General features: G+C 68.4%; 10 protein-coding genes. 5 read left to right on the top strand and 5 right to left on the bottom strand.

Features of this window, described 5'->3' with window-relative positions; translation table 11 throughout:
- Positions 1–25: 25 nt before the first annotated feature.
- Entirely contained in the window at positions 26–1,360 is a 1,335-nt protein-coding gene (locus tag LZ199_RS17780; protein ID WP_253994893.1) for an MFS transporter, read from the top strand.
- Here the strand turns inward: LZ199_RS17780 and LZ199_RS17775 are convergent.
- A complete protein-coding gene (locus LZ199_RS17775; protein ID WP_253994892.1) occupies positions 1,357–1,926 on the bottom strand; it encodes a hypothetical protein in 570 nt (189 codons plus the stop codon). The two genes, LZ199_RS17780 and LZ199_RS17775, sit on opposite strands and share 4 nt — an antisense overlap.
- 95 nt (positions 1,927–2,021) lie before the next feature.
- Between LZ199_RS17775 and LZ199_RS17770 the strand changes: the two genes are divergently transcribed.
- Positions 2,022–3,887: a BamA/TamA family outer membrane protein gene (locus LZ199_RS17770; RefSeq protein WP_253994891.1), complete on the top strand. Its 1,866-nt coding sequence runs from the start codon at positions 2,022–2,024 to the stop codon at positions 3,885–3,887.
- A gap of 10 nt (positions 3,888–3,897) precedes the next feature.
- On the opposite strand, the gene LZ199_RS17765 is transcribed toward LZ199_RS17770, so the two are convergent.
- Entirely contained in the window at positions 3,898–4,674 is a 777-nt protein-coding gene (locus tag LZ199_RS17765; protein WP_253994890.1) for a UPF0489 family protein, read from the bottom strand.
- Between the two features lie 117 nt (positions 4,675–4,791).
- Between LZ199_RS17765 and LZ199_RS17760 the strand changes: the two genes are divergently transcribed.
- Positions 4,792–6,999, top strand: coding sequence for a S9 family peptidase (locus LZ199_RS17760; protein WP_253994889.1), 2,208 nt, complete (start codon positions 4,792–4,794; stop codon positions 6,997–6,999).
- A gap of 140 nt (positions 7,000–7,139) precedes the next feature.
- Here the strand turns inward: LZ199_RS17760 and LZ199_RS17755 are convergent, their stop codons facing one another.
- The 3 genes from LZ199_RS17755 to LZ199_RS17745 all read right to left on the bottom strand — a co-directional run bounded on the left by LZ199_RS17755 (position 7,140) and on the right by LZ199_RS17745 (position 11,617).
- Positions 7,140–7,343: a cold-shock protein gene (locus LZ199_RS17755; protein ID WP_015352191.1), complete on the bottom strand. Its 204-nt coding sequence runs from the start codon at positions 7,341–7,343 to the stop codon at positions 7,140–7,142.
- 190 nt (positions 7,344–7,533) lie between these two features.
- Positions 7,534–8,739: a 2-oxoglutarate dehydrogenase complex dihydrolipoyllysine-residue succinyltransferase gene (gene odhB, locus LZ199_RS17750; RefSeq protein WP_253994888.1), complete on the bottom strand. Its 1,206-nt coding sequence runs from the start codon at positions 8,737–8,739 to the stop codon at positions 7,534–7,536.
- The gene (locus LZ199_RS17745; RefSeq protein WP_253994887.1) at positions 8,729–11,617 is read right to left on the bottom strand and encodes a 2-oxoglutarate dehydrogenase E1 component; all 2,889 of its coding nucleotides are present in this window, start codon (positions 11,615–11,617) and stop codon (positions 8,729–8,731) included. Before LZ199_RS17745 ends, odhB begins: the two co-directional genes overlap by 11 nt.
- Before the next feature lie 245 nt (positions 11,618–11,862).
- On the opposite strand from LZ199_RS17745, the gene fabI reads away from it, so the two are divergent.
- Together fabI and LZ199_RS17735 are read left to right on the top strand one after the other, a co-directional pair.
- On the top strand, positions 11,863–12,696 hold the full coding sequence (gene fabI / locus LZ199_RS17740; RefSeq protein ID WP_253994886.1) for an enoyl-ACP reductase FabI: 834 nt from the start codon (positions 11,863–11,865) through the stop codon (positions 12,694–12,696).
- 164 nt (positions 12,697–12,860) lie between these two features.
- Positions 12,861–13,247, top strand: coding sequence for a response regulator (locus tag LZ199_RS17735; RefSeq protein WP_163870085.1), 387 nt, complete (start codon positions 12,861–12,863; stop codon positions 13,245–13,247).

Genomic DNA, 13,247 nt, shown 5'->3' with positions numbered 1-13,247 from the left:
GAAACCAAATTGGAGTAGATGGTCCATGCGAAGTGGGGCGGAGGCGCGCGACGCCAGGCGGGGAGACGAGCGACTGACGGAGGTGGCAGCCGGGTCTGCGGAAGACGTCGCGCCCACGCTGTCGCGTGCGGTGACGGCGTTGTTCGCGGTGGCCTGTGGGTTGGCGGTAGCCAACGTCTACTTCGCGCAGCCGTTGTTGGATTCGATGGCGCGGGACCTGGGGCTGCGGCCGTCGCTGGTGGGCGTCGTGGTGACCGTCACCCAGGTGGGGTACGGCCTGGGGTTGTTGCTGGTGGTTCCGCTGGGGGACCTGGTGGAGCGTCGCCGGCTCGTCGCGGTGCAGATGTCCCTGTCCGTGGTGGCGCTCGTCGTCGTGGGGCTCGCGCCCACGGGGGCGGTGTTGCTCACGGGCCTGGCGGTGGTCGGTCTGCTCGCGGTCGTCATCCAGGTGCTGGTGGCCTTCGCGGCGACGCTCGCCGCTCCAGCCGAGCGAGGACGCGTCGTCGGAGGCGTGACGAGCGGGGTGGTGATTGGCATCCTCATGGCGCGCACCGTGGCGGGTCTCCTGTCGGACCTCGCGGGCTGGCGTTCCGTCTACCTGGTCTCGGCGGGGGTGACGCTTGTGGTCGTCGTCGCGCTGGCCCGCGTCCTGCCGCGCGAGCGCGCGACGAAGCACCTGTCCTATCTGGCGTTGCTGCGCTCGGTGTTCACGCTGTTCGTGGAGGAGCGGGTCCTTCGGGTGCGAGCGGTGCTCGCGTTGCTGATGTTCGCCGCGTTCAGCACCTTGTGGACGCCGATGGTGTTGCTGCTCGGGGCGCCTCCGTTCTCGCTCTCGCATTCGCAGGTGGGCCTGTTCGGCCTCGCGGGAGTGGCGGGTGCGCTGGCGGCGTCACGGGCGGGACGGCTGGCGGACCGGGGCTGGGGGAACTGGACCACCAGTCTTGGACTCGTCGTCCTGCTGCTCTCGTGGTGGCCTGTCCTGCTGGCGCGGGAGTCCCTGTGGGCGCTGGGCGTGGGCATCGTCGCCCTGGACCTCGCCATCCAGGCCCTGCACGTCACGAATCAGAGCGAGCTCTACGCCGTGCGCCCGGAGGCGCGCAGTCGGCTGGTGGCCGGCTACATGGTCTTCTATTCCATGGGCAGTGGTGCGGGCTCCATCACCTCGACGCTCGTCTTCGCGCACGCGGGCTGGAGGGGAGTGGTCCTCCAGGGGGCGGCCATCTCCGCCGTGGCCCTGCTGTTCTGGATGTTCACGCGCGCTTCGCCGCGCTCCGGCGTGACGGGTGGCGTCGATTCGCGCTTGAAGTCGGACGGGGCGGCAATCGACGCTCGTCAGGCGCGCAGCGCCTGCGGTTCTTAGGAACGGGGCACTCCGAGGACGTGTTCGAGCGCGTCATGCCAGACCGCGAACTGCTCCGGAGACACCCCGAGTCGTGCGAGCCATGCCTGGAAATAGCGCTCCAACTCGGCGGACCGGGGATGGGTTCCCCGGTGATGGAGGAGGAAGTCCTTGTAGTTCTGGACCTTGTCGGCGCGGAGCATGTCGTTGACCTCGGGCTCCGCGCTGAGTGCGATGTCGCCGGGCCCTTTCAGGTCGGGTCGATGGGACAGTGCGGCATTGGCCGTCTCCCGGTAGTCCAGCGCGAGCGCGAGGACGCGCGGGTCGTCGCTCACACCGTCGACAGGTGGAAGGGAGAGGTCCGCCCCGGTGGTGAGCGCCTGGGCCCAGGCGGCGGCTCGCGCGTCATCCTCTTGCACCAGTGGGTGCAGACAGTACGCGCGTTGGGCGTGTTCACTCGCGCCCAGGGCCCGGAGGACCCACAGCCCTTCGTCGATGTGGTGAAGGTAGGGCACGCTGGAACGTCGAGCGCGGCGCTGTCCGTAGAACGCTTGAATCGCGCGGTACTCGCGGGCATTCGCATCCATCCGGCGAGGATGGCAGTCGGCATTTCGCTCCGCAATCCAGGGGGCCCCGCGATGAAGATGCTCGCAAGGAAGTCCGCGCATGCCAGGATGGCGGCGTGGCGCTCCCGCTGCTCGTCCTCATCGTCGTTCCGCTCACCCTGACCTCGCTCCAGGCGGAGCCCGTCGCCGAGACGCCGGCTCCCGTCGTCGCATCTCCGGCTCAGCAGGAGACTCGTGCGACGGAGGAAGGCGAGAAGGCGCCAGCGGGGACAGCGGTGGAGCCCGCGCCGTCGCGTCCTCCGGGCCTCTCCCAGGAGAACTACGAGGAAGCCCTCATCGTCGAGGCCCTGATTCGACATGGCCGTCAGATGGAGCCCTCTCCCGAGGGCCTGCCGCTGGCCGAAGTCCTCGTCGACACCGAGGAGGTGGTCGCGGAGAGCGACCCGTATCCGAACTTCCTCAACATGTTCCACATCCGCACCCGCGAGGAGGTCGTCCGGCGCGAGGTGTTGCTGCCACCGGGACAGCCGTACTCCACGCGGCTCGCGGACGAGACGGCGCGCAACCTGCGGAGCCTGCGCTTGTTCTCCGTGGTGCGCATCGTCCCGGTGAAGGGGAAGGTGCCCGGGACGGTGGCGCTGCTCGTCGTCACCAAGGACATCTGGTCGCTGCGCCTCAACAGCGACTTCTCCGCGGTGGGCTCGCTGCTGCAGTACCTGCGGCTCCAGGGCACGGAGCAGAACTTCCTGGGGCGGGGCAAGAAGCTGGCGCTCGACTTCACGCTGCGCCTGGACACGCTGAGCTTCGGCCAGAGCTACACCGACCCACGCGTGCTCGGCAGTCGCTGGTCCCTGAGCGAGTCCATCGCCCTCATCATCGGCCGCGAGAGTGGCAAGGCCGAAGGCTCGCGCGGAAGTTTCTCCGTCAGCCGTCCGCTGTATTCGCTGTCCACGCCGTGGAGCGTGAGCACGTCCGTCGCGTGGAACGTGGAGACCAATCGCATCTATCGGGGCGCGGAGATCTGGCAGCTGCCGTATCCCGATGGTCCGACGGTGCCGTACGTGTACCGGACGGAGGAGGTCGCCGGCGCGGCCTCGTACACGCGCTCGTATGGCCTGCGCTACAAGTGGAACGTGAGCGGCTCGCTGGGCGCGTACCACTACGGTTACACGCCACCGTCCTCGTCGATGCTGACGGAGGGACAGGCCGACTGGTTCCGTCGCAACTACCTGCCGCGCGCGGAGGACGCGGGCTATGCGTCGCTGTCCCTGCGCGCGTTCGAGGCCCGGTACGAGGTGCTGCGCGACGTGGACTCGTATGTCCTCTCGGAGGACTACCAGATGGGGCACTGGGTCTCCGCGACGGTGCGCTACGCGCCTCCCGTATTCGGGGACGACAACCACTTCACGGAGGCGGGGCTCGCGGCGCGCTACCGGCTGCGTTGGGGCGAGGCGCTCACCACCGTGTCGGCCTCGGGCGCCATCCGCCGGCAGCTCGGTGAGGGGGCGACGTGGAACAACCGCCACTGGGCCGCGGAGCTGGCACAGGTGTCGCCCAAGATTCTGGGCGGACGCTTCGTCGCGCGGGGCCTGCTGGATGTGAATATCGACGACCTGTTCGACCGAATCACGCTGCTGGGTGGTGGCAACGGGCTTCGAGGCGCACCTGCGGATGAGTACTCCGGCAAGCGGATGCTGCTGGTAAACGTGGAGTACCGCACCGCGCCCGTCGTCATCAAAACGGTGCACGTGGGCGGGGTGCTCTTCCTGGATTCGGGCAGCGCGTTCAACGACAGGCCGGACATGGTGACGTCGGTGGGCGTGGGCCTGCGCGTGTTGTTCCCCCAGTTCAACGTCGTGCCCTTCCGGCTCGACTTCGGCTACGTGCTCAACGGGGACCGTCCTCCCATCGGCAGTCGCTTCTCCCTCGCTGGTGGACAGGTGACGGACCTGCGGCCGAGCTTCCTCGATTCGCCGCTGTAGGCACGGCGACTCACGGCGGCTCGACGCGCAGCAGCTCGCGGAACAGCACCTCCGCCGCGTCGCGGAACAGCTCCCCCGACGCGAGCAACCCGCCGCAGTGATGTGGCTCTCGCGCGAGCGTCAGCGCCACCGTGCGCTTCAGCACCGCGTCCCAGAAGTCCTCGGAGCCCTCCGGCAGGAGGAACTCACGGATGATGGCGCGAGGCCACGGCAGCACCGTCGTCGGGTCCGCGTCGCTCAAGGACGTGAAGCAGTCCAGGTCGACGTCGAGCAACACCCGCTCCGCGCGCTCCAGCACCTCTCGCACCGCGTCACCGGGCGCGGGGTGGTTCCACGCCTCGGACGCCCGGTCCACGGTGGGCACCGCCACCAGCCGGTGCGGGCGGCCCCTCGTGTCCACATAGGTGTCGCCCGCGAAGGAGCCCCGGGGCCGCGTCCTGGCCACCAGCAGGGCGTCTCCCACCAGCCCGGCCTCCATCGCCGCGAGGATGTGGTCGTAGTTGCGCACGTCCAGCGACCAGCGGGCGTGCTCGTCCAGCGCGCGCAGCCCGGCCGAGCGGTCCGGCACCTTCCCGGGCTCTCGGGGCACCACCACGTCCAGGTGCCTGTCGAGCGTCACCAGGAGGGCAGGGGCGCCTGACTCTTCGAGGGCACACGCCCACGAGGGGAGGGCCAGCCGATGGGGGTCGAAGACATAGGCGTCCGTGGGCCCTCGCCCGCCGCCCAGCCCCAGCCGGATGATGCCCGCCAGCCTCAGGTGCCGCAGGGCGTCGTCTTCAGTCTCCATCCCTCGGGAATCCTCACGTCCGTTGTGGGTTTGCTCAGCTTGCGCGGCGGCCGAGTGTAGGCTTCCCCGCACCTTTCCGTGAAAGGAGCCCCGCCACCGGCGGGATTTCGACGACCCATGCGCCAGGTACTCACCGCCGCGCTCCTCTTCGTGAGCACGTCAGCACTCGCCCAGGAGATGAAGCCCCTACCCATGTCCCAGACGGAGCGAAAGCAAGACACCTTCCTGCGACAGCTCGCGGAGACTCGCAACTTCTCGAGTGGCCGCCCGGTGGGCGTCCGCGTCACCCCGGACGAGAAGCAGGTCCTCTTCCTTCGCACCCAGGCCACCTCCAACGTGCAGACGCTCTACGCGTTCGACGTGGAGTCCGGCCAGACGAAGGAGGTCCTCACCCCCGAGGCGATTCTCAAGGGCTCCGACGAGACGCTCACCCCCGAGGAGAAGGCCCGCCGCGAGCGCATGCGCGTCAGCGCCCGAGGCTTCACCTCGTACCAGATCTCCGATGACGGCACGCGACTGCTCATCCCCCTGTCCGGCCGCCTCTACGTGGTGGAGCGCGCCAGCGGCAAGGTGACGGAGCTGAAGACGGGCCCCGGCGTGCTGGACCCGCGCTTCTCCCTGGACGGCAAGCAGGTGGCCTACGTCCGGGACAATGACGTCTACCGAATCGACATCGCCGCCAACAAGGAGCAGCGAGTCACCAAGGGCGGCACCGACGAGAAGACGCACGGCGTGGCCGAGTTCGTCGCCCAGGAGGAGATGAGCCGCTTCTCCGGTTACTGGTGGAGCCCGGACGCGAAGTCGGTGGCCTACACCGAGTCCGACACCGCCGAGGTGGAGAAGCTCACCATCGTCGACGTGATGCACCCCGAGCGCGGCGGCGAAATCTTCGCGTACCCGCGCCCCGGCAAGCCCAACGCCAAGGTGCGCCTGGGCGTCACCCCCGTCACCGGCGGCAAGACGACGTGGGTCCAGTGGGATTCGGCCAGGTACCCGTACCTGGCCACCGTGACGTGGCCCAAGGGCGCCCCGCTCACCATCCTGGTGCAGAACCGGGTGCAGACCGAGCAGCAGCTGCTCGCGGTGGACCCCGCCACGGGCAAGACGCGCGAGCTGCTGGTGGAGAAGGATTCCGCCTGGCTCAACCTGGAGCAGGACTTCCCGCTGTGGCTGGAGGATGGCAGCGGCTTCCTCTGGTACACCGAGCGCAACGGCGGCCCCGAAATCGAGCAGCGCAAGGCGGACGGCTCGCTGGAGCGCAGCGTGGTGAAGCCGGACGCGGGCTTCCGCAACCTGTCCCGCTTCGTCCAGAAGGACCGCACCCTCTACTTCAACGGCGGCCCCAACCCCACGCAGAGCGCCCTGTGGCGCGTGAAGGCGGGCGGCGCCCCCGAGCGCGTGACGGGCAACAAGGACGGCGTCGAAGGCGGCTCCGCCTCACGCGACGGCAACGTGCTCGTCGTCAACGGCTCCAGCCTGAAGACCATGAACCGCACCCAGGTGCTGCGCGCGGATGGGACGAAGGTGGGCGAGCTGCCCGAGGTGGCGCAGGAGCCGCCCTTCATCCCGAACACCGAGGTGCGGCAGGTGGGCCCCAAGCGCTTTTGGGCCTCCATCACCCGCCCGCGTGACTTCAAGCCGGGCAAGAAGCTGCCCGTCATCGTCGAGGTGTACGGCGGCCCCACCACCACCGTCGTCCACCACAGCATGGCGGCGCACCTGATGCCGCAGTGGATGGCGGACCACGGCTTTGTCGTCGTGAAGTTCGACGGGCGCGGCACCCCGCTGCGCGGCTCCGCCTGGGAGCGCGAGGTGAAGTACGACTTCGCCACCATCACCATTGAGGACCAGGCCGCCGCCATCCAGGAGCTGGCCAAGGAGCTGCCGGAAATCGACATCAACCGCGTGGGCATCGAAGGCTGGAGCTTCGGCGGCTACATGGCCGCGCTCGCCGCCCTCAAGCGCCCGGACGTCTTCAAGGCCGCGGTGGCCGGCGCCCCGGTGGTGGACTGGCTCGACTACGACACCCACTACACCGAGCGCTACCTGGGCCTGCCCCAGGAGCACCCGGAGGCGTACGAGAAGAGCTCGCTGCTCACCTACGCCAAGACGGACAAGCCCATTGGCAAGCTGCTGCTCATCCACGGCACCGCGGATGACAACGTGTACTTCTTCCACACGCTCAAGCTCAGCGATGCGCTCTTCCGCGCCGGCAAGCCCCATGAGCTGCTGCCGCTCAGCGGCCTGACGCACATGGTGCCGGACCCGCTGGTGAAGGAGCGCCAGTGGGAGCGCGTCATGGACCACTTCAAGAAGAACCTGTGATGTGATTGCGGGCTCCGGGCGTTCGCGCCTGGGGCCTGTCCATACCCCGCAAAAGCAAGAGGCCCGGTTCCCTCAACTCCAGGGGCGGGCCTCCGTTCATCGGCCCTCCGCGCGGAAGGGCCAGGACTTGCGACGACGTTTCAGCCCGCGCGAACGTTCTGCGCCTGCAGGCCCTTGGGGCCGCGCGTCACTTCGAACTCCACCTTCTGACCCTCGGCGAGGGTGCGGAAGCCATCCATGTTGATGGCGGTGTGGTGGCAGAACACGTCCTCACCCCCGCCGTCCTGGGTGATGAAGCCGAAGCCCTTCGCGTCGTTGAACCACTTCACGGTACCGGTTGCCATTGCACTTCCTTCAGTCTCGCGGGGCGACGTGATGAGAGCCGCCCGTTCTTCCCGCCCCCCGACGACCGGGAGACAATGTCCAGTTGTAGTGAAACGCCCGCCTGGAAGTCCAGCCAGCGGCCTGGAATGCCCGAGTTGCACTGAGCTCGGGCCTCCCTGGTAAGTCGCGGCGCGGCGCGTCAACGACAACTCAGACGTCGAGGAGAAGGCGCTCCGGGTCCTCGATGCACTCCTTCACGCGCACGAGGAACTGGACGGCCTCGCGGCCATCGATGAGCCGGTGGTCGTAGGTGAGTGCGACATACATGATGGGGCGGATGACAATCTGCCCGTCGCGGACGACGGCGCGGTCCACGATGTTGTGCATGCCCAGGATGCCCGTCTGCGGCGGGTTGATGATGGGCGTGGACAGCATGGAACCGAAGATGCCGCCGTTGGTGATGGTGAAGGTGCCGCCCTGGAGGTCGGACAGGCCCAGCTTGTCATTGCGAGCCCGGGTGCCCAGGTCCGCGACGCCCTTCTCCAGCTCCGCCAAAGACAGCTTGTCCGCGTTGCGCAGCACGGGGACGACGAGGCCGCGGCTGCCGCTCACCGCCACGCCGATGTCGTAGTAGTGCTTGAAGATGACGTCTTCGCCGTCAATCTCCGCGTTGACCTGCGGGAAGGCCTTGAGGGCCTCAATCGACGCGCGGACGAAGAAGCTCATGAAGCCCAGCTTCACGCCGTGCTTCGCCTGGAACTTCTCGTTGTACTTCTTGCGCAGCGCCATCACCTCGCCCATGTCCACCTCGTTGAAGGTGGTGAGCAGGGCGGCGTTGGACTGGGCCTGGATGAGGCGCTCCGCCACGCGCTTGCGCAGGGGCGTCATGCGGACGCGCTCCTCGCGGGCGGCGTTGGGGCGGGGGCCCGAGGGCTGGGCGGGGGCGGCGGGCTGGGAAGGCGCGGCCGGGCGGTTGAGCTGACCGAGCACGTCCTCCTTGGTGATGCGGCCGGCGGTGCCGCTGCCCTTGAGCTGGGTGACGTCCAGCTTGTTCTCCTCCGCCATCTTCCGGGCGGTGGGCGTCATCCGCGCGTCGGCGCCAGCATCGGCGGGAGCGGCGGCGACGGGGGCCGGGGCGGGCGCGGCGGCGGGAGCAGGGGCCGCGGCGGGAGCGCCGGCACCGGCCTCGATGAGGCCGAGCACGTCACCCACGCGCACCTTGTCACCCTCCTTGAAGGCGACGCTGGCCAGGGAGCCGGCCGAGGGCGAGGGCACGTCGATGGTGACCTTGTCGGTCTCCAGGACGACGAGCGGCTCGTCCGCGGACACCGCGTCACCCTGCTTCTTGTTCCACTTGCCGACGACCGCTTCGGTGATGGACTCGCCCAGCGGGGGCACTTTCAGTTCAACGGCCATTCTTGGTCCCTCGGAAGATGGCTTCCTCGATGATGAGCTGCTGCTCGATTTCGTGAGTCTTGGGGAAGCCGGTGGCGGGGCTGGCGGCCTCCGCGCGGCCGATGTAGCCCAACTTCACCTGCTGCTGCGAGCGCGACGACGCCAGGTCGTGCAGTCGCGGGAACATGTAGTGCCACGCGCCGGCGTTCCGGGGCTCCTCCTGCACCCAGTACACCTCCGCGAGCTTCGGCAGCTTGCCCACCAGGTTGGCCAGCTCGTCGAAGGGGAACGGATAGAGCTGCTCCAGCCGGACGATGGCGATGCTGTCGTCCTTGCGCTCGTCCCGCGCCTTCACCAGGTCGTAGTAGACCTTGCCGCTGCACAGCAGCAGCCGCGTCACGCCCTCGGGGGCGACCTTGTCCAGGATGACCTCCTGGAACCCACCCGTGGCCAGCTCCTCCAGCTTGCTGGTCGCCTCCGGGCGGCGCAGCAGGCTCTTGGGCGACATGATGACCAGGGGCTTGCGCACGGGGCGCAACACCTGACGGCGCAGGAGGTGGAAGATCTGCGCGGGCGTGGTGGGGTAGCAGACCTGGATGTTGTCCTCGGCGGACAAGTCGAGGAAGCGCTCCAGACGCGCGCTGGAGTGCTCGGGGCCCTGGCCCTCGTAGCTGTGCGGGAGCAGCAGGGTGATGCCGCTGAGCCGGCGCCACTTGCTCTCCGCCGCCGCGATGAACTGGTCGATGATGATTTGAGCGCCGTTGGCGAAGTCACCGAACTGGGCCTCCCAGATGGTGAGGCCGTCCGGCACGTCCAGGCTGTAGCCGTACTCGAAGCCCAGCACGCCCATCTCCGACAGGGCGCTGTTGACGACCTGGAAGCTGGCGCGGCCCGTGGAGAACTGCTTGAGCGGCGTGTACTCCTCGCCCGTCTGCACGTCGTGCAGCACCGCGTGGCGGTGGCTGAACGTGCCGCGCTCGCAGTCCTGTCCGGACAGGCGCACCGGGTGGCCGTCCGCGAGCAGGGTGGCGTAGGCGAGCGTCTCGCCCTCGCTCCACTGCAGCTCCTCGCTGTCCAGCATGCCCAGGCGCTTCTTGATGACGGTGCGCTCCACGTCGCGGTGGACGTGGAAGCCTTCCGGCACCGTGCACAGCCGCTGGAGCGCGTCGCGCAGCTTCGCCTTGTCCACGCTGGTGGCGACCTGGGGCACGTTCTTCACCGAGCCGCCCTGGTAGGGCTTCCACAGACCCTCCAGCGCGCTGGGCTCCTTGAACTGGCTCTCCTGGCGCGCGCGGACGAGCGCCGCGTCGAACTCCTGGAGGCAGCGCTGCTTGATGGCCTCCGAGTCCTCCGCCGAAATCCGCCCCTGCTCCGCCAGCGTCTTCGCGTAGAGCGTGCGCACCGTCGGGTGCTTGCGGATGAGGTCGTACATCGCCGGCTGGGTGAAGGACGGGTCGTCACCCTCGTTGTGGCCGTAGCGCCGGTAGCAGATGAGGTCGATGACCACGTCGCTGTGGAACGTCTGCCGGTACTCCGCCGCCAGTCGCGCCACGTGGACGCACGCCTCCGGGTCATCTCCATTCACATGGAAGATGGGGATGTCCAGCATCTGGGCGATGGCCGTCGCGTAGATGGAGGAGCGGGAGTCATGCGGGTCGGTGGTGAAGCCGACCTGGTTGTTGATGACGACGTGGATGGTGCCGCCGGTGGCGTAGCCCTTGAGGCCCGACAGGTTGAGCGTCTCCGCGACGACGCCCTGGCCCATGAAGGCCGCGTCGCCGTGGATGAGCAGGGGCATCACGCCCACGCGCTCGGTGTCCCCGCCGCGCTCCTGCTTGGCGCGCACGCGGCCCTCCACCACCGGATTGACGGCCTCCAGGTGGCTGGGATTGAAGGCCAGCGACAGGTGCACGTTCTTGCCCTGGCGCGTGGTGTGGTCCGACGAGAAGCCCATGTGGTACTTCACGTCGCCGCGGCCCAGGTACGCCTTGGGGTCCTTGGGGCCGTCGAACTCGCTGAAGATCTGGCTGGGCTGCTTGCCCAGGATGTTCGTCAGCACGTTGAGGCGGCCGCGGTGGGCCATGCCGATGACGACTTCCTTCAGGCCCATGCCGGCGCCGACCTCGGCGATGGCATCCAGCATCGGGATGAGCGCCTCTCCACCGTCCAGGCTGAAGCGCTTGGCGCCCACGTACTTGGTGTGGAGGAAGTTCTCGAAGCCCTCCGCGTAGGAGAGCTTGGTGAGCAGGTGGCGCTGGTCCTCCACGGAGAAGTCCGTGCGGTTCTCGCTGTGCTCCATCCGCTGCATCAGCCAGCGGCGGCGCTGGCTGTCGAGGATCTGCATCACCTCCACGCCGATGCTGCCGGTGTACGTCTTGTGCAGGCGCGACAGGAGGTCGCCAAGCTTCACGCGCTGCTGCGGGAAGGTGTTGCTGCTCTCCACCTCCTGCTCACGCTCGCGCGCGGAGAAGTGGCTGTCGTCCACCATGCCCACGTCCGCCACGTGCTCCAGCGCGGGGCGCGGGCGACCCAGCGGATCCAGGCTCGCGCGCAGGTGGCCGCGCAGGCGGAAGGCGAACAGCGCCTGGTCCACCTTCGACTGCAGCTCCAGCGCCTGGGCCTGCGCGGTGCTCGCGGGCGGGACAGCGGCGGCGGCCGGCGCGGGCGTCTGGGCGGCGATGTTAGGAGCCTTGCCATTGGCCTTGCCCGCGGGTGCGGCGGGCGTGGGGGCCTCCAGCAGCTTCGTGTTGAAGATGGGACGGCCGGCGCCATCGTTTCGCTCGAAGACCTCGCGCCAGCTTGCATCCACGCTGGTGGGGTCCTCGAGATAGCGGGCGTAGAGCCCCTCGATGAAGTCGATGTTGGCGCCGGAAAGGAACGTGTCCTGGAAGTTCGCCATGGCGGTGTCGTCTTTTACTGGAAGGCCGCCCCGTTGGGGGTTTTTCGCGGCATCTTTGTTGAGCCTCGGTGGCACCCCAGGGGTCCTGGCGCGGCCAGGGGAGCAGGAGGATTGATGCCCCTGTTGAGCACAACTTCAGCCCTGGAATTCTCAAGGTCCGGAATCCCGCTTCCTCCCGTTCCGGGCGAAAGGAGTGCTAGACAGCGCGCTCCCCACCCCTTCCTCTCCCCACGAGGCCGCCGAACATGCTGCTCCAGGGCAAGAAGCTGCTCATCACCGGGGTCCTGACTCCCCAGTCCCTCGCCTTCGGCATCGCCGAGCACGCGCTCGCGCAGGGCGCGGAAATCGTCCTCACCGGCTTTGGCCGGGCCAAGTCCCTCACCGAGCGGAGCGCCAAGCGCCTCAAGCCGGGGACCGAGGTGCTGGAGCTGGACGTGACGAACCCCGCCCACTTCACGGCGCTCACGGAGTCGCTCAAGCAGCGCTGGGGCCGGGTGGACGGGGTGCTGCACAGCATCGGCTATGCCCCGGACGACGCCCTGGGCGGCAACTTCCTCAACACGCCCTGGGAGAGTGTCCAGACGGCGTTCCGCATCTCCGCGTTCTCCCTCAAGGAGCTCGCCGTGGCGTGCATGCCGCTGATGCCCCCGGGCGGCTCCATCGTCGCGCTGGACTTCGACAACCAGAACGTGGCGTGGCCCATCTATGACTGGATGGGGGTGTGCAAGGCGGCGCTGGAGTCCACCGCGCGCTACCTGGCTCGGGATTTGGGCCCCAAGGGCATCCGGGTGAACATCCTGGCCGCGGGTCCGCTGGCCACCATGGCCGCCAAGGGGATTCCGGGCTTCAAGGCGCTGGAGCAGGGCTGGGGCAAGCAGGCCCCCCTGGGCTGGAACTCCAAGGACAGCCACGACATGGTGTCCAAGACCGCCTGCGCCCTGCTGTCCGACTGGTTGCCCTCCACCACGGGCGAAATGATCCACGTGGACGGTGGCTATCACGCCATTGGCGCACCGCCCGTGGACCTCAAGGCGGACGAAGGGGCGGAGCCCGCCGCCTCGAAGCCGCCGAGCGAGTAGGCCGGAGGAGGCAAACCCCGAGGTCATCCGACACCTGCCCGCCTGCTGTCACGGCGGGCGGTCCCCCCCGCTATCTACCGTGTGAGCCCTCACGGTAGAGTCTCCAACGTTTCGTGAGGGTGTCCCGCCGCGTGGGCGAGCCTTTGCGCAGGAGCCGTGGCACCGTGAGCACCAACAGCACCAAGGTCTTGCTGGTGGACGACAGCCCGACCGTTCGGAACATCGTCAAAATCTACCTCATGAACCTCCGAGTGGAGGCGCTGGAGGCGGACGATGCCACTCGGGCATTGAAGATCCTCAATCTCGTCCCCGTGAATCTGGTCATCGCGGACATCAACATGCCGGGGATGGATGGCATCACCTTCGTCAAGGAGGTGCGGGCCAGCCGCAACAAGCAGCTTCGCGACGTGCCCATCCTCCTGCTGACGGCGGAGAAGAGCGTGGACCTGCGCCAGCGCGGCACGGAGGCGGGCGCCAACGCCTTCATCCAGAAGCCGGTGTCCCACCACGAGCTGACGGAGACCGTCCGTCAGTTCCTGTCCAAGGCCTGA

It is taken from the genome of Myxococcus qinghaiensis (genome assembly GCF_024198215.1).
GTDB lineage: Bacteria > Myxococcota > Myxococcia > Myxococcales > Myxococcaceae > Myxococcus > Myxococcus qinghaiensis.
The sequence above is the reverse complement of the archived record's forward strand: the minus strand, read 5'-3'. Positions and strand labels throughout refer to the sequence as shown.

Bases quoted from the DNA above. Each gene is read 5' to 3' on its own strand.
- odhB (WP_253994888.1), bottom strand. From the start codon at position 8,739: ATGGCCGTTGAACTGAAAGTGCCCCCGCTGGGCGAGTCCATCACCGAA.
- LZ199_RS17760 (WP_253994889.1), top strand. From the start codon at position 4,792: ATGCGCCAGGTACTCACCGCCGCGCTCCTCTTCGTGAGCACGTCAGCA.
- fabI (WP_253994886.1), top strand. From the start codon at position 11,863: ATGCTGCTCCAGGGCAAGAAGCTGCTCATCACCGGGGTCCTGACTCCC.
- LZ199_RS17745 (WP_253994887.1), bottom strand. From the start codon at position 11,617: ATGGCGAACTTCCAGGACACGTTCCTTTCCGGCGCCAACATCGACTTC.
- LZ199_RS17775 (WP_253994892.1), bottom strand. From the start codon at position 1,926: ATGGATGCGAATGCCCGCGAGTACCGCGCGATTCAAGCGTTCTACGGA.
- LZ199_RS17780 (WP_253994893.1), top strand. From the start codon at position 26: ATGCGAAGTGGGGCGGAGGCGCGCGACGCCAGGCGGGGAGACGAGCGA.
- LZ199_RS17765 (WP_253994890.1), bottom strand. From the start codon at position 4,674: ATGGAGACTGAAGACGACGCCCTGCGGCACCTGAGGCTGGCGGGCATC.
- LZ199_RS17755 (WP_015352191.1), bottom strand. From the start codon at position 7,343: ATGGCAACCGGTACCGTGAAGTGGTTCAACGACGCGAAGGGCTTCGGC.